We start from the raw sequence: 17,056 nt of genomic DNA on the forward strand, positions 1-17,056 counted from the left end.
CATTCTGCTGCGTGGTACCAAGCGCGACGAAGTGCAGCGTGGTCAGGTGCTGTGCAAGCCGGGTTCGATCAACCCGCACACGCATTTCGAGGCCGAGGTGTACATCCTGGGCAAGGACGAGGGTGGTCGTCATACCCCGTTCTTCAACGGGTATCGCCCGCAGTTCTACTTCCGCACGACGGACGTGACGGGTTCGGTGGAGCTGCCGGAGGGCACCGAGATGGTGATGCCGGGCGACAACGTGAAGATGACCGTATCGCTGATCAGCCCTATCGCGATGGAAGATGGTCTGCGCTTCGCGATCCGCGAAGGTGGCCGCACCGTCGGTGCCGGCGTCGTCTCCAAGATTATTGAGTGAACCAGATGGCTAACCAGCGCATTCGAATTCGTCTGAAGGCCTTTGATCATCGACTGATCGACCGCTCCGCGGCCGAGATTGTCGAGACCGCGAAGCGGACCGGCGCCCGTGTGAAGGGCCCGATCCCGTTGCCGACCAAGCGTGAAGCGTACACCGTCCTGATTTCTCCGCATGTGAACAAGGATGCGCGAGACCAGTACGAGCTGCGCACGCACAAGCGACTGATGGATATCCTCGATCCGACCGACAAGACCGTGGATGCCCTGATGAAGCTGGATCTGGCCGCGGGCGTGAATGTTCAGATCAGGCTTAACTAACGTTAAATTTTCTGCCATACTATTGGGCTTTCCGTGGCCCGGCGGAATCTTCGCCGGGCCACGGCTTTAGGGCGCTCGTCAGCGCCGTCTGATACGGAAGGGGTTTTGTAATGGCTCTTGGACTCATCGGTCGCAAGCTCGGCATGTCGCGCGTCTTTACGGACGACGGCGTCTCCGTGCCGGTCACGGTGCTGCAGGTGGACAATAATCGCGTGGTCCAGATCAAGCGCACTGAAGGCGACGGCTACAACGCGGTCCAGGTGACGGCGGGCTCGCGCAAGCCGTCTCGGGTAAGCAAGCCGGAGGCCGGGCATTTCGCCGCGGCGTCGGTGGAACCGGGGCGCGGCCTGTGGGAGTTCCGCGTGGAAGCGGGCGAACTCGAAGGCCTCGCCGCCGGGGACGCGATCACCGTTGACCGCTTTGAAGAAGGTCAGATGGTCGACGTGACCGCGCAGAGCAAGGGCAAGGGGTTCCAGGGTGCGGTGAAGCGTCACAACTTCCGCACCCAGGACGCGACCCATGGCAACTCGCTGTCGCATCGTGCGCCGGGTTCTATCGGTCAGAACCAGAGCCCTGGCCGCGTGTTCAAGGGCAAGAAGATGGCCGGCCACATGGGCGCCGAGCGCAAGACCATTCAGAACCTGAAGGTCGTGCGAGTGGATGCCGATCGCAGCCTGGTCCTGGTTCAGGGTGCCGTGCCGGGCGCGCCGAGTTCCGACGTGATGATCCGTCCGGCCGTGAAGGCGAAGGGTTAAGACAATGCAAGTAACGACTGCCGATACCGGGGCCAGCGTGGAGCTGTCGCCCGCCTGCTTCGAGCGGGATTTCAACGAGTCGCTGGTGCACCAGAGCGTGGTCGCGCACCTGGCCGGTGCCCGCAGCGGCACCCGGGCCCAGAAGACGCGTGCCCAGGTGCGTGGCGGCGGCATCAAGCCGTTTCGCCAGAAGGGAACCGGGCGTGCTCGCGCCGGTACCATCCGCAGCCCGCTGTGGACCGGCGGGGGCAAGGTGTTTGCGTCCCGCACCCAGGACTTCTCGCAGAAGCTGAACAAGAAGATGTATCGCGCCGCGATGGCGTCGATCCTCTCCGAGCTGGTGCGTCAGGAGCGTCTGAAGGTCGTGGCCGGGTTCGCGGTCGAGTCGGGCAAGACCCGCGACGGCGTCGCCAAGCTGAAGGAGCTCGGCCTCGAGAAGGGTCTGGTGGTGCTCGCCGAGGAAGACGCGATGACCGCCCGTGCGCTGGCGAACGTGCCGCATGTGGACGTGATCGATGTGACCGGCGTCAATCCCGCCAACCTGGTCGGGGCCGAATCGGTCGTGATCACGGAAGGCGCCATCCGCAAGCTCGAGGAGTGGCTGGCATGAATTCGCGTCTGATGCAGATTATTCAGGGCCCGGTAGTGTCGGAGAAGTCGACCAACGCCGGCGAGGTCGGGCAGTACGTGTTCCGCGTGCTCCCCGATGCCGACAAGGCCGAGATCAAGGCCGCGATCGAGAAGCTGTTCGAGGTCCGCGTGCAGCAGGTGCGCACGCTGAACCAGCAGGGCAAGAACAAGCGTTTCGGGCGCCAGTTTGGTCGCCGCAACCACTGGAAGAAGGCCTATGTGTCGCTCGCCGAAGGCGAGAGCATCGACATGGGTGAAGGAGAACAGGTCTAGTCATGGCGATTATCAAGACCAACCCGACCTCGGCCGGTCGTCGGCACGCGGTTCAGATCCGCGGCGAGAACTTGCACAAGGGTGCCCCGCATGCGGCGCTGGTGGAAAAGCAGACCCGTTCCGGTGGTCGTAACAACGCCGGCCGGATCACCACCCGTCACGTTGGCGGTGGTCACAAGCAGCGCTACCGCATCGTGGATTTCAAGCGCAACAAGGACAACGTGCCGGGCAAGGTCGAACGCCTGGAATACGATCCGAACCGGAGCGCTCATCTCGCGCTGGTACTGTACGCGGACGGCGAACGTCGGTACATTATCGCGCCCCGTGGTCTGAAGCAGGGTGACGCGATCGCGAGTGGCACCCAGGCGCCGGTCCGGGTGGGCAACGCGATGCCGCTGCGTTCGATCCCGGTCGGTACGGTGATCCACTGCATCGAGATGAAGCCCGGCAAGGGTGCGCAGATTGCGCGCTCCGCCGGTGCCTCCGCCCAGGTGGTGGCGCGTGAAGGTGCGCATGCCACGATCCGCCTGCGCTCCGGCGAGATGCGTCGCATCCCGTCCGAGTGTCGCGCGACGATCGGCGAAGTCGGCAACACCGAGCACAGCCTCAAGAAATTCGGGAAGGCCGGTGCCAAGCGCTGGGTGGGCGTACGCCCGACCGTGCGCGGCACCGCGATGAACCCGGTGGACCACCCGCATGGTGGTGGTGAAGGGCGCAACTTCGGGCGTCACCCGGTGACCCCGTGGGGCCGTCCGACCAAGGGTTACAAGACCCGTAATAACAAACGTACCGACGGCATGATTGTGCGTCGGCGCAAGAAGTAACGGAGTGCCAGCATGCCGCGTTCACTGAAAAAAGGCCCGTTCGTCGACCACCACCTGCGCAAGAAGGTGGAAGAGGCGCTCGAGAAGAACGATCGCCGCCCGATCAAGACCTGGTCGCGCCGCTCGATGATCATCCCGCAGATGGTCGGTTTGACCCTCGCGGTTCACAACGGGCGTCAGCATGTTCCGGTGCTGGTCAACGAGAACATGGTCGGCCACAAGCTGGGCGAGTTTGCGTTGACGCGGACCTTCAAGGGTCACATCGCCAACAAGAAGTCGCGCTGAGGACGAACGATGGAGACGATTGCAAAACTGCGCTACGCGCGCATCTCGCCGCAGAAGACGCGGCTGGTCGCCGACCAGGTTCGTGGCATGCGTGTGGAAGAGGCCCTCAACGAGCTGACCTTCAGCCCGAAGAAGTCCGCCGCGATTGTGAAGAAGGTCCTGGAGTCTGCGATTGCGAACGCCGAGAACAACGACGGTGCCGATATTGACGAGCTGCGGATCTCCCGCATCCAGGTCGACGAAGGTCCCGTCCTGAAGCGCATGCAGGCCCGGGCGAAGGGTCGTGGCAACCGCATTATGAAGCGCACCAGTCACATCGTGGTTGGCGTCAGCGAGAAGGGAGCGAAGTAACCATGGGTCAGAAAGTACATCCAACCGGCATCCGGCTGGGCATTTCTCGCCCGTGGTCGGCCACCTGGTACGCCGATGGCCGGGAATTCGGCGAAACGCTGAACAACGACATCCAGCTGCGCGAGTTCCTGCAGAAGAAGCTGGCGCATGCGTCGGTGAGTCGGATCACCATCGAACGTCCGGCCAAGGCCGCGCACATCACGATCCATACGGCGCGTCCGGGGATCGTGATCGGCAAGAAGGGTGAGGATATCGAGAAGCTGCGCCGTGAGGTCTCCGCCGAAACGGGGCTGGATCAGGGCAGCGTCAAGATCAACATCGAAGAAGTGCGCAAGCCCGAGATCGAAGCCCAGCTGGTGGCGGAAGGTATCGCCCAGCAGCTGGAACGCCGCATTATGTTCCGCCGCGCGATGAAACGCGCCGTCGGGAACGCGATGCGCCTCGGCGCCCAGGGCATCAAGGTGCACGTCTCCGGTCGCCTGAACGGCGCCGAGATCGCGCGCTCCGAGTGGTACCGCGAAGGTCGCGTGCCGCTGCATACGCTGCGCGCCGATATCGACTACGGCTTCGCCGAGGCCCGTACCACGTACGGGATCATCGGTGTGAAGGTGTGGATCTTCAAGGGCGAAGTCTTCGGTCTGGAACCGGTCGAAGGGACGCGCGCTGCGGCCAACGCGAGCTAGGACATAGACCATGTTGCAGCCAAAACGAACGAAATTCCGCAAGCAGTTCAAGGGCCGGAACCGGGGCATGGCCTCGACCGGTGCCAAGGTCAGCTTTGGCGAATACGGCCTGCAGGCCGTCGAGCGTGGGCGGATTACCGCTCGCCAGATCGAGGCCGCGCGTCGCGCGATGGTGCGACACATCAAGCGCGGCGGGAAGATCTGGATTCGGGTGTTCCCGGATGTGCCGGTCACCAAGAAGCCGCTTGAAGTGCGCATGGGTAAGGGCAAGGGTGGCGTCGAGTACTGGGTCTGCAAGATCCAGCCCGGTCGCGTGCTCTACGAGATGGAAGGCGTGAATGAAGACGTGGCCCGCGAGGCGATGCGTCTGGCCGCCGCCAAGCTCCCGGTCAAGACGGTCTTCACCCGTCGGCAGGTGATGTGATGAAAGCAGAAGAACTCAGAAAGAAGTCGGACGACGATCTGAACCAGGAGCTGGACGCGCTCTACAAGGAACAGTTCGGCCTCCGCATGCAGAAGGCGGTTGGGCAGCTTGCGCGCCCCGATCGCGTCGGCAAGGTGCGGCGCGAGATCGCGCAGATCAAGACGCTGATGAATGAACGCAGAAGGGCAGGCTAAAAAGATGACCGAGGAAGGTTCCAAGACTCAGCGATCTGTCGTGGGCCGTGTGGTGAGCGACAAGATGGACAAGACCCGTACCGTCCTGGTGGAGCGCCGTGTGCGCCACCCGCTGTACGGCAAGTTCATTCGCCGCAGCACCAAGCTGCACGTCCATGACGAGGAAAACATCTCGCGCATGGGTGATCGTGTCCGTATTCGGGAATGCCGGCCGATTTCTAAGCAGAAGCGCTTTGCCCTGATCGAAGTGGTCGGGCAGGACGCGCTCTGATCCGGCCGCCAGGAGATAAGTCATGATTCAAATGCAGACCGTGCTCGAGGCCGCCGACAACAGCGGCGCCCGACGCATCCAGTGCATCAAGGTACTGGGCGGCTCGCACCGCCGGTACGCCCGTGTGGGCGATGTCATCAAGGTGAGCGTCAAGGACGCCATCCCGCGTGGCAAGGTCAAGAAGGGCGACGTGTACAACGCGGTGGTCGTTCGCACCGCCGCGGGCGTGCGGCGTCCGGATGGTTCGATCATCCGCTTCGACCGCAACGCCGCGGTCCTGCTGAACAACCAGCACCAGCCGATCGGCACCCGTATCTTTGGGCCGGTGACGCGTGAACTGCGAGGGGAGAAGTACATGAAGATTATTTCCCTCGCCCCGGAAGTGCTGTGAGGACGTGATGAACAAGATTCGCAAGGGCGACGATGTCGTCGTGATCGCGGGCAAGGACAAGGGCCGCCGCGGGACCATCATCAAGGTCCTGGACGGCAAGGTCCTGGTCCAGAACATCAACATGGTGAAGAAGCATCAGAAGCCGAACCCGCAGCAGGGTGTCGGTGGCGGGATCATCGAGAAGGAAATGCCGATCGATATCTCCAACGTGATGCTCTTCAACCCGGCAACCGACAAGGGTGATCGCGTGTCGTTCAAGACCCTGGAAGACGGCCGCAAGGTGCGGGTCTTTCGTTCGAACGGCGAGGTCGTGGACGCATAACGCGGGACGGACGGTTTATGGAACGCTTGAGAGAAGAATACGAATCCAACGTGAAGCAGGCACTGCGCGAGCAGTTCAGCTATGCCAACGTGATGGAGATCCCGCGCATCACCAAGGTGACCCTGAACATGGGTCTGGGCGATGCCGTGGCAGACAAGAAGGTGATCGAGCATGCGGTCAGCGACATGACCGCGATCGCCGGCCAGAAGCCGGTGGTCACCAAGGCGCGCAAGTCGATCGCAGGCTTCAAGATCCGGGACGACTACCCGATCGGCTGCAAGGTGACTCTGCGCCGTCGGCAGATGTACGAGTTCCTCGATCGACTGATCAACGTGGCCTTGCCGCGCGTGCGCGACTTCCGTGGTTTCTCCGCGAAGGCGTTTGACGGGCGTGGCAATTACAGCCTCGGGATCAAGGAGCAGATCATCTTCCCGGAAATCGACTATGACCGTGTCGACAAGCTGCGCGGCATGGACATCACGATTACAACCAGCGCAAGGACGGACGCGGAAGCCAAGGCCCTCTTGGAGGCCTTCCGATTCCCGTTCCGGCAGTAACCGAGGTAGGCGCAGATGGCGAAGACATCGATGCTCGAGCGCGAGAAGAAGCGCGAAAAACTGGTGAAGAAGTACGCGGCCAAGCGGGCCGAGCTGAAGGCGATCCTGGTGGACGAAACCAAGTCCTCGGAAGAACGCCTCGCAGCGATGCATGCGCTGCAGAAGCTGCCGCGTGATTCCGCGCGCGTCCGTCAGACGAATCGCTGTGGCGTGACCGGTCGGCCCAAGGGCTATTACCGCCGGTTCGGGCTGGGGCGCAACAAGCTGCGCGAGTACGCCATGAAGGGCGAGATCCCCGGCCTGCGCAAGGCGAGCTGGTAAGGAGATTTGAAGCAATGATGACCGATCCGATTTCCGACATGCTCACCCGCGTGCGTAACGCCCAGCGCGCGAACAAGGAGCAGGTCGCCATTCCCTACTCGAAGGCCAAGGAGCGCATCCTTAAGGTCTTCGCGGACGAGGGCTTTGTGGGCGACATCCAGGTCGAAGGCGAAGCCGCCACCAAGAAGCTGGTGGTCAAGCTGAAGTACTTCGAAGGGCGGCCGGTCATCGAGACGGTCGAACGCATTTCCCGCCCCGGTCTGCGGATCTATCGCGGCAAGGACGAGCTGCCGCGGATCAACGCGGGCCTCGGGGTCGCGGTGATCTCCACGCCGCAGGGTGTCATGAGTGATCGCGCAGCCCGGGCCGCAGGCCAGGGCGGCGAGGTCCTCTGCAAGATTTACTGAGGAATCAGCCATGTCGCGCATTGCAAATCTGCCGATCAAGCTGCCCAACGGCGTTTCCGTCGAGCAGACCGACGGCGAGATCAAGGTCAAGGGTCCGAAGGGCGAACTGCAGCTCACCTGTCCCGAGGCGGTCACCGTTACCGTCGAGGATGGCGTGATTCGCGTGAAGCCCGCGGAGAACGCAAAGAACTCCGCGATGGCCGGGACCATCCGGGCGCTGCTGGGTAACCATGTCCACGGCGTGAGCCAGGGCTTCGAACGTGCTCTGGAGCTGGTCGGCGTTGGTTATCGTGCCCAGATGCAGGGCGCGAAACTGAACCTGACGCTCGGGTATTCGCACCCGATCGACTTCGAGATCCCGGAAGGGGTCACGGTCGAAACGCCGACCCCGACCGAGGTCGTGGTCAAGGGAACGGATCGCCAGAAGGTGGGGCAGGTGGCTGCTAACATTCGCGCCTTCCGCCCGCCGGAGCCCTACAAGGGCAAGGGCGTGAAGTACAAAGACGAGCGCATTGTGCGCAAAGAAGCCAAGAAGAAGTAGGTAGGCACCAGTGGACAAGAAAGAGGCCAGACTTAAGAGGGCGCGTCGCGCACGGTTCAAGATCCGTGAGCTGGGGGTGCATCGTCTCTGTATCCACCGGACGCCGCGCCACATGTACGCGCAGATCATCGCCCCGTCCGGCGACGCGGTTCTCGCCGCGGCGTCTACGGTGGAGAAGGATCTGAAGAATGCCGGCGGTTCGACCGGGAACGCCGAGGCCGCGGCCCGTGTCGGGCAGGCGATTGCCGAGCGCGCGCGCAAGGCCGGTATTGAACAGGTCGCGTTTGACCGCGCGGGTTTCCGTTATCACGGGCGGGTGAAGGCTCTGGCCGACGCCGCACGCGAAAACGGCCTGCAGTTCTAGTCAAACGGGATCGAGCGGAGAGAGATATGGCACGTAACGATGTAAGCGAAGCGCAAGATGGCCTGCAGGAGAAGCTGATTGGCGTGAACCGCGTGGCCAAGGTGGTCAAGGGTGGTCGCCAGTTCCGGTTTGCCGCGCTGACCGTGGTGGGCGATGGCGAAGGCCGCGTCGGCTATGGCTATGCCAAGGCCCGCGAGGTTCCGGCCGCGATTCAGAAGGCGATGCAGCAGGCCCGCCAGGAGATGCGTGATGTGTCCCTGACCGACGGGACCCTGCACTACGCGGTCAATGGCCGCCACGGTGCCGCGAACGTCTACATGCAGCCGGCCTCGGAAGGTACCGGGATCATTGCCGGCGGCGCGATGCGTGCCGTGCTGGAAGTGGCGGGTGTACGGAACGTGCTGGCCAAGTGCGTGGGATCGCGTAACCCGATTAACGTCGTGCAGGCGACCATCGACGGCCTCACCGCGGTGAGCGCGCCGGAACGGGTCGCTGCCAAGCGCGGCAAGACCGTTGACGAAGTGACGAGCTAAGCCATGAGCAAGCTGAAACTGACCCTGGTACGCAGCACCGCCGGCCGCATCGCATCGCACAAGGCGTGCGTGCGAGGGCTCGGACTGCGCAAGACCCACAGCACCTCGACGGTCGAGGCCACCCCGGAAAACCTGGGTATGGTCAAGAAGGTGTCGTACCTGCTGAAGGTAGAGGAAGTCTAACGATGCGTCTGAATGAAATCGCAAGCGCCGACGGCGCCCGGAAGCCGGGCAAGCGCGTGGGTCGGGGCATTGGCTCCGGTCTCGGCAAGACCGGCGGTCGCGGCCACAAGGGCCAGAAGTCCCGCTCCGGCGGCTTCACCAAGGTCGGGTTCGAGGGCGGTCAGATGCCGCTGCAGCGTCGCCTGCCGAAGGTGGGCTTCCGCTCCCGCAAGCAACAGTACGCGGCCGAGGTGCGGCTGGGCGAACTGGCCAAGGTCGACGGCGACGTGACCCTGGAGAGCCTCAAGGCGGCCGGTGTGGTCCGCAGCGACGCCCAGAGCGCTAAGATCTTCGCCTCCGGTGAGGTATCTCGGGCCTGCGCCGTGAAGGGTGTGGGTGTGACCAAGGGTGCGCGGGCCGCGATTGAAGCGGCTGGCGGGAGCGTTGAGGCCTAAATAATGGCGCGTGGAGCGACAGCACGTTCCGGTGGCGGCCTCACCGGTTTTACCGAGTTACGCCAACGCTTGCTGTTCGTGCTGGGCGCCCTGGTCGTCTATCGCATCGGTACGTTCATTCCGGTGCCGGGGATCAACCCGGTCGCGGTGTCGCAGTTCTTCGAGCAGCAGAGCGGCACCATCCTGGACATGTTCAACATGTTCTCGGGGGGTGCGCTGGAACGTCTGTCGATCTTTGCGCTGGGCGTGATGCCCTACATCTCGGCGGCGATCATCATGCAGTTGCTGGCGGCCACCGTACCGGCGCTGCAACAGCTGAAGAAGGAAGGCGAGCAGGGCCGTCGCAAGATCACGCAGTACACGCGCTACGGGACCGTGGCGCTGGCGCTGTTTCAGAGTATCGGTATCGGGATCGCGCTGAATGGTCAGACCATCCAGGGCATGCCGATGGCACTGAATCCGGGGCCGATCTTTATCTTTACCGTGGTCGTCTCGCTGGTGACGGGTACGCTGTTCCTGATGTGGTTGGGTGAGCAGATCACCGAGCGCGGTATCGGGAACGGGATCTCGATCATCATCTTCGCGGGTATCGTCGCCGGGTTGCCGGGTGCGATTGGCGGGACCCTGGAGCTGGCCCGTACCGGCGAGCTGGCGGCCGCCTTCGTGGTGATCCTGATCGTGCTGGCCCTCGCGGTGACCGCCTTCGTGGTGTTTGTCGAGCGCGGTCAGCGACGGGTCACGATCAATTACGCCAAACGTCAGGTCGGGCGCAAGATGGTTGGCGGGCAGTCGTCGCATCTGCCGCTGAAGCTGAACATGGCGGGGGTGATTCCGCCGATCTTCGCCTCGAGTATCATCCTGTTCCCGTCGACGCTGGGACAGTGGTTCGGCCAGGCGGAGGGTATGGACTGGCTGCGCGAGCTGTCGACGACGCTCGCGCCCGGACAGCCGCTGTACGTGATGTTCTATGCGGCCGCGATCATCTTCTTCTGTTTCTTCTATACGGCGCTGGTGTTCAACTCCCGCGACACGGCGGAGAACCTGAAGAAGCAGGGTGCGTTCATCCCCGGGATCCGGCCGGGTGTGCAGACCGAACGGTTTATTGACGGCGTGATGACGCGACTGACGGCGGTGGGTGCGGTGTATATCACCGCGGTGTGCCTGCTGCCGGAGTTCCTGATCCTGTACTGGAACGTGCCGTTCTACTTTGGTGGAACCTCACTGCTGATCATTGTGATCGTGGTGATGGATTTTATGGCCCAGCTGCAGTCGCATCTGGTCTCCCACCAGTACGAAGGCTTGATGAAAAAAGCGAATCTGAAGGGTTTCGGCGGGACCGGGATCCGCTAGACCAGGAGAAACACCATGAAGGTACGTGCATCTGTTAAGCCGATTTGCCGCAACTGCAAGGTTATCCGGCGGAACGGCGTGGTTCGGGTCATCTGTTCGGACGCCCGACACAAGCAGCGCCAGGGTTAACCCTTGGCGTAGTGTAAATTCGTTGCTACTATAGCCGGCTTTGCCGGATTTAGATGGAGAGGTTGGATGGCTCGCGTCGCTGGAATCAATATTCCTGACCAGAAGCACACGGTAATCGCGCTGACCGCGATCTACGGGATCGGCCCGACTCGGGCGGCCCAGATCTGCGATGCCGCGGGTGTGCGTCGGGACATCAAGGTGCGGGATCTGACCGATGCCGAAGTGGATGCTCTGCGCGCCCAGATCGACAAGATCCCCGTGGAAGGTGATCTGCGTCGTGAGGTCAGCATGAACATTAAGCGGCTGATGGATCTGGGCTGCTACCGTGGCGTGCGTCATCGCCGCGGTCTGCCGCTGCGCGGTCAGCAGACGCAGACGAACGCACGCACCCGAAAGGGCCCGCGTCGCCCGATTCGCAAGTAATCAGACTGGGATCTCAGGTACATGGCACAAGCGCAGACTCGGACCAAGAAAAAGGTCCGCAAGAATATCGCCGAGGGCGTGGCTCACGTATATGCCACGTTCAACAACACGATCATCACGATCACCGACCGGCAGGGCAACACCATCAGCTGGGCGACCTCTGGTGGGTCCGGCTTCCGGGGTTCCCGCAAGTCCACGCCGTTCGCCGCGCAGATTGCTGCCGAGCGTGCGGGCACCGCGGCCGCCGAGCACGGCGTGAAGAACCTCGACGTGATGGTCCGCGGCCCGGGCCCGGGTCGTGAGTCGGCGGTGCGTGCGCTGAACAACGCAGGGTTCAAGATCACCAACATCAGTGACGTGACCCCGATCCCCCACAACGGCTGCCGGCCGCCCAAGAAACGCCGCGTTTAAGGCTGGAGTTCGAGAATGGCACGTTACATTGGACCGAAGTGCAAATTGAGTCGCCGCGAAGGCGTGGACCTGGGGCTAAAAAGCCGGGCGCGCGCGCTGGAGACCAAGTGCAAGCTGGACAAGGCCCCTGGGCAGCACGGCGAGCGCCGTACCCGCCTGTCCGACTACGCCGTGCAGCTGCGTGAAAAGCAGAAGCTGCGTCGTATTTACGGGGTGCTGGAAAAGCAGTTCCGCAATTACTACAAGAAGGCCGCACAGCGTAAGGGCTCCACGGGTGAAAACCTGCTGAAGCTGCTGGAAGGCCGTCTGGACAACGTGGTCTACCGCATGGGCTTCGGGGCGACCCGTTCCGAGGCGCGCCAGCTGGTGTCGCACCGCGCGATCCTGGTGAACGGTCAGGTGGTCAACATCGCCGCCTACCAGGTGCAGCCTTCCGACGTGGTTACGGTTCGCGAGAAGGCGCGCAAGCAGGTGCGCATTCAGGATGCGATGACGCTGGCCGAGCAGAGCGGCTTCCCGAGCTGGGTCGAGGTGGACACCAGCAAGTTCGAGGGCACCTTCAAGGCGATCCCGGATCGCTCCGATCTGCCCGCCGACATCAACGAGTCGCTCGTCGTCGAGCTGTACTCGAAGTAACCGCTTATCGGCCAGGTGCCAGGAGTCACAATGCAGTCGAACGAACTGGTCAAGAAACAGCAGATCGAGGTCGAGGCCGAGAACCGGAATCAGGCCAAGGTCGCGCTGGAGCCGCTGGAACGCGGTTTCGGGCATACGCTGGGCAACGCGCTGCGGCGTGTGCTGCTGTCGTCCATCCCGGGCGCCGCGATTGTCGAGGCGCGCATCGACGGCGTGCTGCACGAGTACACCACCATCGAGGGTGTGCAGGAGGATGTCGTTGACATCCTGCTGAACCTGAAGGGTGTGGCACTGCGCATGCACAGTCGCGACGAGTCCAGCCTGTCGCTGAAGAAGAAGGGCCCGTGCGTGGTCACCGCCGGCGATATCCAGGTGGACCACGATGTCGAGGTGGTGAATCCGGAGCACGTGATCGCGACGATCACCAAGAACGTCGAGCTGGACATGAGCCTGACCGCCCGTGCCGGACGCGGCTACGAGCCGGTCAGCGCGCGACGTAAGGTCGAGGGTGGCGACGACACCGGTATTGGCCGCCTGCTGCTGGACGCGAGCTACAGCCCGATCCGTCGGGTGTCCTATCGCGTGGAAAGTGCCCGCCTGGCGCAGCGGACCGACATGGACCGGCTGGTGCTGGAGCTCGAGACCAATGGCGCGATCGCCCCGGACGATGCCGTGCGACAGGCCGCGACCATTCTTCAGGGTCAGCTGGCGCCGTTCGTGGATCTGCAGGAAGAGGCGGGCGAAGTGGCCGGTGCCTCCGGAGGCGCGATCGACCCGGTGCTGCTGCGCCCGGTGGACGAGCTGGAGCTGACCGTGCGCTCGGCGAACTGCCTCAAGGCCGAGAACCTGTACTACATCGGTGATCTGGTCCAGCGCACCGAGGTCGAGCTGCTGCGTGCGCCGAACCTCGGGAAGAAGTCGCTGACCGAGATCAAGGATACGCTGGCGACCCACGGGCTGTCGCTCGGCATGCGTCTCGAGAACTGGCCGCCGCCGGGTCTCCGCGACGACAACGAGTAATCACGGCGCTGCTGCGCCCACCGTTTTTCTAGAGGAAGCCTCTCATGCGTCATCGTCATTCCGGCCGTCAGCTGGGCCGTAACAGCTCGCACCGCAAGGCCACGTTTCAGGCGCTGTCCCTGGCCCTGTTCCGGCATGAACTGATCAAGACCACGCTGCCCAAGGCGAAGGAACTGCGCCGGGTTGCCGAGCCGCTGATCACGCTGGCCAAGGAAGACAGCGTACACGGTCGGCGTCTGGCGTTTTCGCGCCTGCGGGACAAGGAAATCGTGGGCAAGCTGTTCAACGAGCTGGGCCCGCGTTACAAGGCGCGTCCGGGTGGCTACCTGCGGATCCTGAAGTGTGGCTTCCGCCCGGGTGACAATGCCCCGATGGCGTATGTCGAGCTGGTGGATCGTCCGGAAGGCGAGACCGGCGAGGACGAGGCCGCCTGAGGCCTGCCCGCAACGGGTGAAATACGACGGGGGAGACCGATGCCCCGTCGGAGAGAAAGCCGGCCTCGAGCCGGCTTTCTTGCGTCTGGGGTCCTGCACGGGGTGTGTGGGGCCGGCTTCTGGGGCGCAGCTTTTGCGCGAGACGGTATGGGACCTACGCTGGGTCGGGGCCGGGGACGTGACCGATGAGCGGCTGATGGTGGCCGGGCACGAGTGCCCCCGGGTCCGGCGGACGGACGTGCCGCCGATTCCGCCTAGGAGGCCCGGTTGGCGGCTGGCACGGGCGCGCCGGGAAGGAGCGGCGCGAGGAAACGGCCGGTATGGCTGCGCGGGGTGGCGGCGACCTGCTCGGGGGTGCCGGCGACCAGGAGTTCGCCGCCGCCGCTGCCGCCCTCGGGACCGATGTCGATCAGCCAGTCGGCGGTCTTGATCACGTCGAGGTTGTGTTCGATCACGACAATCGTGTTGCCGTGGTCACGCAGGCGGTGGAGCACGCGCAGGAGCTGGGCGATGTCCTCGAAATGGAGCCCGGTGGTGGGCTCGTCGAGGATGTACAGGGTGCGGCCGGTGTCGCGCTTGGAGAGTTCGCGTGCGAGCTTGATGCGCTGCGCCTCGCCACCCGACAGCGTGGTCGCGTTCTGTCCCAGCTGGATATAGGAGAGGCCGACCTCCATCAGCATCTCAAGCTTGCGGTGGATCACCGGGACCGGCTGAAAGAAGTCGAGGGCCTCCTCCACGGTCATCTCCAGCACCTCGTGGATGTTCTTGCCCTTGTACCGGACCTCGAGGGTTTCGCGGTTGTAGCGCTGGCCCTTGCAGACGTCGCAGGGGACGAAGACATCCGGCAGGAAGTGCATCTCCACCTTGATGACGCCATCGCCCTGGCAGGCCTCGCAGCGCCCGCCGCGGACGTTGAAGGAGAAGCGCCCGGGCTTGTAGCCACGGGAACGCGCCTCGGCCGTGGCCGAGAACAGGTCGCGGATCGGGGTGAACAGGCCGGTGTAGGTGGCCGGGTTCGAGCGCGGGGTGCGCCCGATCGGGCTCTGGTCGATGTCGACCACCTTGTCGATCAGCTCCAGCCCGTCGATGCGGTCGTGGGCGGCGATCAGGTGACGCCCGCCATGCAGGGCCGTGGCCACCGCCGGGTACAGGGTGTTGTTGACCAGGGTCGACTTGCCGGACCCGGAGACGCCGGTGACACAGGTGAGGACGCCGGTGGGAAAGGCAAAGTCGCCGCCCTTGAGGTTGTTGCCACGCGCGCCGATCACCCGGATCTCGCGTTCCGGATCGGTTGCGCTGCGCTGTTCCGGTACCGGGATGGCGCGGGTGCCGCGCAGGTAGGCCCCGGTCAGGGAGTCGGGGTGGTTCGCCACCTCCTCCGGTGTCCCCGATGCGACGATGTGACCGCCATGGCGGCCGGCGCCCGGCCCGATGTCGACGACGTAATCGGCCTGGCGGATTGCGTCCTCGTCGTGTTCGACCACGATGACCGTATTGCCCAGATCACGCAGGTGGCTGAGGGTGTTCAGCAGTCGGGTATTGTCGCGCTGATGGAGGCCGATGGAGGGCTCGTCAAGGATGTACATCACGCCGACCAGCGCCGAGCCGATCTGTGACGCCAGGCGGATGCGCTGGGCCTCGCCGCCCGAGAGGGTATCGGCCGAGCGGTCCAGGGTGAGGTAGTCGAGCCCCACGTCGTTGAGGAATCCGAGGCGTGCGGCGATCTCGCGCACGATCTTCTCGGCGATCTGGGCGAAGCGCCCGGGCAGGTGCAGGTCGGCGAAGAAGGTCTGGGCATGGGCCACGCTCATGCGCGTGACATCGGGCAGGGTGTGGTGGTTGACGAACACGTGGCGGGCGGCGGAGTTCAGCCGCGTGCCGTGACATTCCGGGCAGGGCCGTTCCGCCTGGTAGCGCCCCAGCTCCTCGCGTACCGCGGCGGAATCGGTCTCGCGGTAGCGGCGTTCCAGGTTCGGGATCACGCCCTCGAACACCCGCTCGTCGGTGCGCATGCGCCCGTTGGCCGCCGGGGTGGAGAGTTTGACCTTCTCGCGGCCGGAGCCGTGCAGGACCACGGCGCGCACCTCCGCGGGCAGCTCGGCCCAGGGGGTCTCGACATCGAACCCGTAGTGCCGGGCGAGGCTGTTCAGCAGGCTGAAATACCAGGCGTTGCGGCGGTCCCAGCCACGCACGGCGCCCCCGGCCAGGCTCAGTTCCGGCTGCGAGACGACGCGTTCGGGATCGAAGAACTGATGCACGCCCAGGCCGTCGCAGGTGGGGCAGGCTCCGGCCGGGTTGTTGAACGAGAACAGGCGCGGTTCCAGCTCGCGCAGGGCGTAGCCGCAGACCGGACAGGCGAAGCGGGCGGAGAAGATCATGGGCTCGCGGTCCGGCGCGTCCATCCAGGCCACCAGGGCGAGCCCGTCGGCGAGTTCGGTGGCGGTCTCGAAGGACTCCGCCAGACGCTGGCGCAGGTCCTCGCGCACGCGAAAGCGGTCGATCACGATCTCGATATTGTGCTTGCGCTTGGGGTCCAGTGCCGGCAGTGCGTCCAGGTCGTGAATCTCGCCGTTGATGCGCGCGCGCAGATAGCCCTGGGAACGCATGGCCTCCAGCATCTTGTGATGCTCGCCCTTGCGCCCGCGCACCACCGGCGCCAGCAGCATCAGCTTGTCGCCTTCCGGCAGGGCCAGTACCTGATCCACCATCTGCGAGATGGTCTGGGCGGCGAGGGTCTCGCCGTGTTCCGGGCAGCGCGGTTCGCCGGCGCGTGCGTACAGCAGGCGCAGGTAGTCGTAGATCTCGGTGATGGTGCCGACGGTGGAGCGCGGGTTGTGCGAGGTGCTCTTCTGTTCGATCGAGATCGCCGGCGAGAGCCCCTCGATCTGGTCCACGTCCGGCTTTTCCATCATCGACAGGAACTGCCGGGCATAGGTGGACAGGCTCTCGACGTAGCGGCGCTGGCCCTCGGCGAACAGGGTGTCGAAGGCGAGCGACGACTTGCCGGACCCGGAGACGCCGGTAATCACGATCAGGCGCTCGCGCGGCAGGTCGAGGTCGACGTTGTTCAGGTTGTGGGTGCGGGCGCCGCGTATGCGAATGCTGTCCATGAGGCAGGATCGACTCCACTGGGTTGGATCGCGCGCTGCGGCGGGGTTGGCCCTGGCCGCGTCGCAAACCGATCATGGTAACACCCGGCCGGGTCGCGCCATGGTTTCCGCGTCGGGGTTGCCGG

At 64.2% G+C, this 17,056-nt stretch carries 29 protein-coding genes and 1 pseudogene; 29 read left to right on the plus strand and 1 reads right to left on the minus strand.

Annotated elements, in window-relative coordinates:
* The 29 genes and pseudogenes from D000_RS13295 to rplQ all read left to right on the plus strand — a co-directional run.
* Positions 1–358 (plus strand): annotated as a pseudogene (locus D000_RS13295) (elongation factor Tu); the annotation flags it as partial.
* Positions 359–363: 5 nt separating this feature from the next.
* On the plus strand, positions 364–675 hold the full coding sequence (gene rpsJ, locus D000_RS0103620) for a 30S ribosomal protein S10 (protein ID WP_018139871.1): 312 nt from the start codon (positions 364–366) through the stop codon (positions 673–675).
* A gap of 110 nt (positions 676–785) precedes the next feature.
* Positions 786–1,430 (plus strand): 50S ribosomal protein L3, encoded by a 645-nt coding sequence (gene rplC / locus D000_RS0103625; protein WP_018872196.1) that lies wholly within the window; start codon positions 786–788, stop codon positions 1,428–1,430.
* Between the two features lie 4 nt (positions 1,431–1,434).
* Positions 1,435–2,040, plus strand: a complete 606-nt coding sequence (gene rplD, locus D000_RS0103630; protein WP_018872197.1) for a 50S ribosomal protein L4 — start codon at positions 1,435–1,437, stop codon at positions 2,038–2,040.
* Complete coding sequence (gene rplW / locus D000_RS0103635) at positions 2,037–2,333, plus strand: 50S ribosomal protein L23 (protein ID WP_018872198.1); 297 nt, start codon at positions 2,037–2,039, stop codon at positions 2,331–2,333. Before rplD ends, rplW begins: the two co-directional genes overlap by 4 nt.
* 2 nt (positions 2,334–2,335) lie before the next feature.
* Positions 2,336–3,157, plus strand: coding sequence for a 50S ribosomal protein L2 (gene rplB / locus D000_RS0103640; protein WP_018872199.1), 822 nt, complete (start codon positions 2,336–2,338; stop codon positions 3,155–3,157).
* Between the two features lie 12 nt (positions 3,158–3,169).
* Positions 3,170–3,442 (plus strand): 30S ribosomal protein S19, encoded by a 273-nt coding sequence (rpsS, locus tag D000_RS0103645; RefSeq protein WP_018872200.1) that lies wholly within the window; start codon positions 3,170–3,172, stop codon positions 3,440–3,442.
* A 9-nt stretch (positions 3,443–3,451) separates the two neighbouring features.
* A complete protein-coding gene (rplV, locus tag D000_RS0103650; RefSeq protein ID WP_018872201.1) occupies positions 3,452–3,793 on the plus strand; it encodes a 50S ribosomal protein L22 in 342 nt (113 codons plus the stop codon).
* A gap of 2 nt (positions 3,794–3,795) precedes the next feature.
* Positions 3,796–4,476, plus strand: a complete 681-nt coding sequence (gene rpsC, locus D000_RS0103655) for a 30S ribosomal protein S3 (protein WP_018872202.1) — start codon at positions 3,796–3,798, stop codon at positions 4,474–4,476.
* A gap of 10 nt (positions 4,477–4,486) precedes the next feature.
* Positions 4,487–4,900: a 50S ribosomal protein L16 gene (gene rplP, locus D000_RS0103660; RefSeq protein WP_018872203.1), complete on the plus strand. Its 414-nt coding sequence runs from the start codon at positions 4,487–4,489 to the stop codon at positions 4,898–4,900.
* On the plus strand, positions 4,900–5,094 hold the full coding sequence (rpmC, locus tag D000_RS0103665) for a 50S ribosomal protein L29 (protein ID WP_018872204.1): 195 nt from the start codon (positions 4,900–4,902) through the stop codon (positions 5,092–5,094). The genes rplP and rpmC overlap by 1 nt, the downstream gene beginning before the upstream one ends.
* Positions 5,095–5,098: 4 nt before the next feature.
* Complete coding sequence (gene rpsQ / locus D000_RS0103670) at positions 5,099–5,365, plus strand: 30S ribosomal protein S17 (RefSeq protein WP_018872205.1); 267 nt, start codon at positions 5,099–5,101, stop codon at positions 5,363–5,365.
* Between the two features lie 22 nt (positions 5,366–5,387).
* Positions 5,388–5,756, plus strand: a complete 369-nt coding sequence (gene rplN / locus D000_RS0103675) for a 50S ribosomal protein L14 (protein WP_012983522.1) — start codon at positions 5,388–5,390, stop codon at positions 5,754–5,756.
* A gap of 7 nt (positions 5,757–5,763) precedes the next feature.
* Positions 5,764–6,078, plus strand: coding sequence for a 50S ribosomal protein L24 (rplX, locus tag D000_RS0103680; protein ID WP_017941082.1), 315 nt, complete (start codon positions 5,764–5,766; stop codon positions 6,076–6,078).
* 17 nt (positions 6,079–6,095) lie between these two features.
* Complete coding sequence (rplE, locus tag D000_RS0103685) at positions 6,096–6,635, plus strand: 50S ribosomal protein L5 (RefSeq protein WP_018872206.1); 540 nt, start codon at positions 6,096–6,098, stop codon at positions 6,633–6,635.
* A 15-nt stretch (positions 6,636–6,650) separates the two neighbouring features.
* Positions 6,651–6,956 carry a 30S ribosomal protein S14 gene (gene rpsN / locus D000_RS0103690; RefSeq protein ID WP_018872207.1) on the plus strand — a complete coding sequence of 102 codons (306 nt, stop codon included), beginning with the start codon at positions 6,651–6,653 and terminating at the stop codon, positions 6,954–6,956.
* Between the two features lie 14 nt (positions 6,957–6,970).
* Positions 6,971–7,363 carry a 30S ribosomal protein S8 gene (gene rpsH / locus D000_RS0103695; RefSeq protein WP_018872208.1) on the plus strand — a complete coding sequence of 131 codons (393 nt, stop codon included), beginning with the start codon at positions 6,971–6,973 and terminating at the stop codon, positions 7,361–7,363.
* A gap of 10 nt (positions 7,364–7,373) precedes the next feature.
* The gene (gene rplF, locus D000_RS0103700; RefSeq protein ID WP_018872209.1) at positions 7,374–7,904 is read left to right on the plus strand and encodes a 50S ribosomal protein L6; all 531 of its coding nucleotides are present in this window, start codon (positions 7,374–7,376) and stop codon (positions 7,902–7,904) included.
* 10 nt (positions 7,905–7,914) lie between these two features.
* Positions 7,915–8,268 (plus strand): 50S ribosomal protein L18, encoded by a 354-nt coding sequence (gene rplR, locus D000_RS0103705; RefSeq protein ID WP_017941087.1) that lies wholly within the window; start codon positions 7,915–7,917, stop codon positions 8,266–8,268.
* Between the two features lie 26 nt (positions 8,269–8,294).
* The gene (gene rpsE, locus D000_RS0103710; RefSeq protein ID WP_018872210.1) at positions 8,295–8,801 is read left to right on the plus strand and encodes a 30S ribosomal protein S5; all 507 of its coding nucleotides are present in this window, start codon (positions 8,295–8,297) and stop codon (positions 8,799–8,801) included.
* 3 nt (positions 8,802–8,804) lie between these two features.
* Positions 8,805–8,984: a 50S ribosomal protein L30 gene (gene rpmD / locus D000_RS0103715; RefSeq protein WP_017941089.1), complete on the plus strand. Its 180-nt coding sequence runs from the start codon at positions 8,805–8,807 to the stop codon at positions 8,982–8,984.
* A 2-nt stretch (positions 8,985–8,986) separates the two neighbouring features.
* On the plus strand, positions 8,987–9,418 hold the full coding sequence (gene rplO / locus D000_RS0103720) for a 50S ribosomal protein L15 (protein WP_018872211.1): 432 nt from the start codon (positions 8,987–8,989) through the stop codon (positions 9,416–9,418).
* A gap of 3 nt (positions 9,419–9,421) precedes the next feature.
* Positions 9,422–10,768 (plus strand): preprotein translocase subunit SecY, encoded by a 1,347-nt coding sequence (gene secY / locus D000_RS0103725; protein ID WP_026279744.1) that lies wholly within the window; start codon positions 9,422–9,424, stop codon positions 10,766–10,768.
* A gap of 15 nt (positions 10,769–10,783) precedes the next feature.
* Positions 10,784–10,897, plus strand: coding sequence for a 50S ribosomal protein L36 (gene rpmJ, locus D000_RS13720; RefSeq protein WP_018881305.1), 114 nt, complete (start codon positions 10,784–10,786; stop codon positions 10,895–10,897).
* Between the two features lie 66 nt (positions 10,898–10,963).
* On the plus strand, positions 10,964–11,320 hold the full coding sequence (rpsM, locus tag D000_RS0103730) for a 30S ribosomal protein S13 (protein ID WP_018872213.1): 357 nt from the start codon (positions 10,964–10,966) through the stop codon (positions 11,318–11,320).
* 21 nt (positions 11,321–11,341) lie between these two features.
* Entirely contained in the window at positions 11,342–11,731 is a 390-nt protein-coding gene (gene rpsK / locus D000_RS0103735) for a 30S ribosomal protein S11 (protein ID WP_018872214.1), read from the plus strand.
* A gap of 15 nt (positions 11,732–11,746) precedes the next feature.
* Complete coding sequence (gene rpsD, locus D000_RS0103740) at positions 11,747–12,367, plus strand: 30S ribosomal protein S4 (protein WP_018872215.1); 621 nt, start codon at positions 11,747–11,749, stop codon at positions 12,365–12,367.
* Positions 12,368–12,397: 30 nt separating this feature from the next.
* Complete coding sequence (gene rpoA / locus D000_RS0103745) at positions 12,398–13,387, plus strand: DNA-directed RNA polymerase subunit alpha (RefSeq protein ID WP_018872216.1); 990 nt, start codon at positions 12,398–12,400, stop codon at positions 13,385–13,387.
* 44 nt (positions 13,388–13,431) lie between these two features.
* Positions 13,432–13,821: a 50S ribosomal protein L17 gene (gene rplQ / locus D000_RS0103750; RefSeq protein WP_018872217.1), complete on the plus strand. Its 390-nt coding sequence runs from the start codon at positions 13,432–13,434 to the stop codon at positions 13,819–13,821.
* A gap of 254 nt (positions 13,822–14,075) precedes the next feature.
* Here rplQ and uvrA read toward each other — a convergent pair whose 3' ends face one another.
* Positions 14,076–16,931: an excinuclease ABC subunit UvrA gene (gene uvrA / locus D000_RS0103755; protein WP_018872218.1), complete on the minus strand. Its 2,856-nt coding sequence runs from the start codon at positions 16,929–16,931 to the stop codon at positions 14,076–14,078.
* Positions 16,932–17,056 lie beyond the last annotated feature (125 nt).

It is taken from the genome of Thioalkalivibrio sp. ALJ16, from assembly GCF_000377345.1.
In the GTDB taxonomy this organism is placed as follows: domain Bacteria; phylum Pseudomonadota; class Gammaproteobacteria; order Ectothiorhodospirales; family Ectothiorhodospiraceae; genus Thioalkalivibrio.

What these genes read in the sequence shown, in the direction of transcription:
- rpmJ (WP_018881305.1), top strand. Translation starts at nt 10,784, where the DNA reads ATGAAGGTACGTGCATCTGTTAAGCCGATTTGCCGCAACTGCAAGGTT.
- rplO (WP_018872211.1), top strand. Translation starts at nt 8,987, where the DNA reads ATGCGTCTGAATGAAATCGCAAGCGCCGACGGCGCCCGGAAGCCGGGC.
- rpsJ (WP_018139871.1), top strand. Translation starts at nt 364, where the DNA reads ATGGCTAACCAGCGCATTCGAATTCGTCTGAAGGCCTTTGATCATCGA.
- rplV (WP_018872201.1), top strand. Translation starts at nt 3,452, where the DNA reads ATGGAGACGATTGCAAAACTGCGCTACGCGCGCATCTCGCCGCAGAAG.
- rpsN (WP_018872207.1), top strand. Translation starts at nt 6,651, where the DNA reads ATGGCGAAGACATCGATGCTCGAGCGCGAGAAGAAGCGCGAAAAACTG.
- rplC (WP_018872196.1), top strand. Translation starts at nt 786, where the DNA reads ATGGCTCTTGGACTCATCGGTCGCAAGCTCGGCATGTCGCGCGTCTTT.
- rplP (WP_018872203.1), top strand. Translation starts at nt 4,487, where the DNA reads ATGTTGCAGCCAAAACGAACGAAATTCCGCAAGCAGTTCAAGGGCCGG.
- rpmC (WP_018872204.1), top strand. Translation starts at nt 4,900, where the DNA reads ATGAAAGCAGAAGAACTCAGAAAGAAGTCGGACGACGATCTGAACCAG.
- rplF (WP_018872209.1), top strand. Translation starts at nt 7,374, where the DNA reads ATGTCGCGCATTGCAAATCTGCCGATCAAGCTGCCCAACGGCGTTTCC.
- rpsE (WP_018872210.1), top strand. Translation starts at nt 8,295, where the DNA reads ATGGCACGTAACGATGTAAGCGAAGCGCAAGATGGCCTGCAGGAGAAG.
- rpsD (WP_018872215.1), top strand. Translation starts at nt 11,747, where the DNA reads ATGGCACGTTACATTGGACCGAAGTGCAAATTGAGTCGCCGCGAAGGC.
- rplD (WP_018872197.1), top strand. Translation starts at nt 1,435, where the DNA reads ATGCAAGTAACGACTGCCGATACCGGGGCCAGCGTGGAGCTGTCGCCC.
- rplX (WP_017941082.1), top strand. Translation starts at nt 5,764, where the DNA reads ATGAACAAGATTCGCAAGGGCGACGATGTCGTCGTGATCGCGGGCAAG.
- rplB (WP_018872199.1), top strand. Translation starts at nt 2,336, where the DNA reads ATGGCGATTATCAAGACCAACCCGACCTCGGCCGGTCGTCGGCACGCG.
- rpmD (WP_017941089.1), top strand. Translation starts at nt 8,805, where the DNA reads ATGAGCAAGCTGAAACTGACCCTGGTACGCAGCACCGCCGGCCGCATC.
- rpoA (WP_018872216.1), top strand. Translation starts at nt 12,398, where the DNA reads ATGCAGTCGAACGAACTGGTCAAGAAACAGCAGATCGAGGTCGAGGCC.
- secY (WP_026279744.1), top strand. Translation starts at nt 9,422, where the DNA reads ATGGCGCGTGGAGCGACAGCACGTTCCGGTGGCGGCCTCACCGGTTTT.
- rpsH (WP_018872208.1), top strand. Translation starts at nt 6,971, where the DNA reads ATGATGACCGATCCGATTTCCGACATGCTCACCCGCGTGCGTAACGCC.
- rpsC (WP_018872202.1), top strand. Translation starts at nt 3,796, where the DNA reads ATGGGTCAGAAAGTACATCCAACCGGCATCCGGCTGGGCATTTCTCGC.
- rpsQ (WP_018872205.1), top strand. Translation starts at nt 5,099, where the DNA reads ATGACCGAGGAAGGTTCCAAGACTCAGCGATCTGTCGTGGGCCGTGTG.
- rplE (WP_018872206.1), top strand. Translation starts at nt 6,096, where the DNA reads ATGGAACGCTTGAGAGAAGAATACGAATCCAACGTGAAGCAGGCACTG.
- rpsK (WP_018872214.1), top strand. Translation starts at nt 11,342, where the DNA reads ATGGCACAAGCGCAGACTCGGACCAAGAAAAAGGTCCGCAAGAATATC.
- rpsS (WP_018872200.1), top strand. Translation starts at nt 3,170, where the DNA reads ATGCCGCGTTCACTGAAAAAAGGCCCGTTCGTCGACCACCACCTGCGC.
- rplQ (WP_018872217.1), top strand. Translation starts at nt 13,432, where the DNA reads ATGCGTCATCGTCATTCCGGCCGTCAGCTGGGCCGTAACAGCTCGCAC.
- rplN (WP_012983522.1), top strand. Translation starts at nt 5,388, where the DNA reads ATGATTCAAATGCAGACCGTGCTCGAGGCCGCCGACAACAGCGGCGCC.
- uvrA (WP_018872218.1), bottom strand. Translation starts at nt 16,931, where the DNA reads ATGGACAGCATTCGCATACGCGGCGCCCGCACCCACAACCTGAACAAC.
- rplW (WP_018872198.1), top strand. Translation starts at nt 2,037, where the DNA reads ATGAATTCGCGTCTGATGCAGATTATTCAGGGCCCGGTAGTGTCGGAG.
- rpsM (WP_018872213.1), top strand. Translation starts at nt 10,964, where the DNA reads ATGGCTCGCGTCGCTGGAATCAATATTCCTGACCAGAAGCACACGGTA.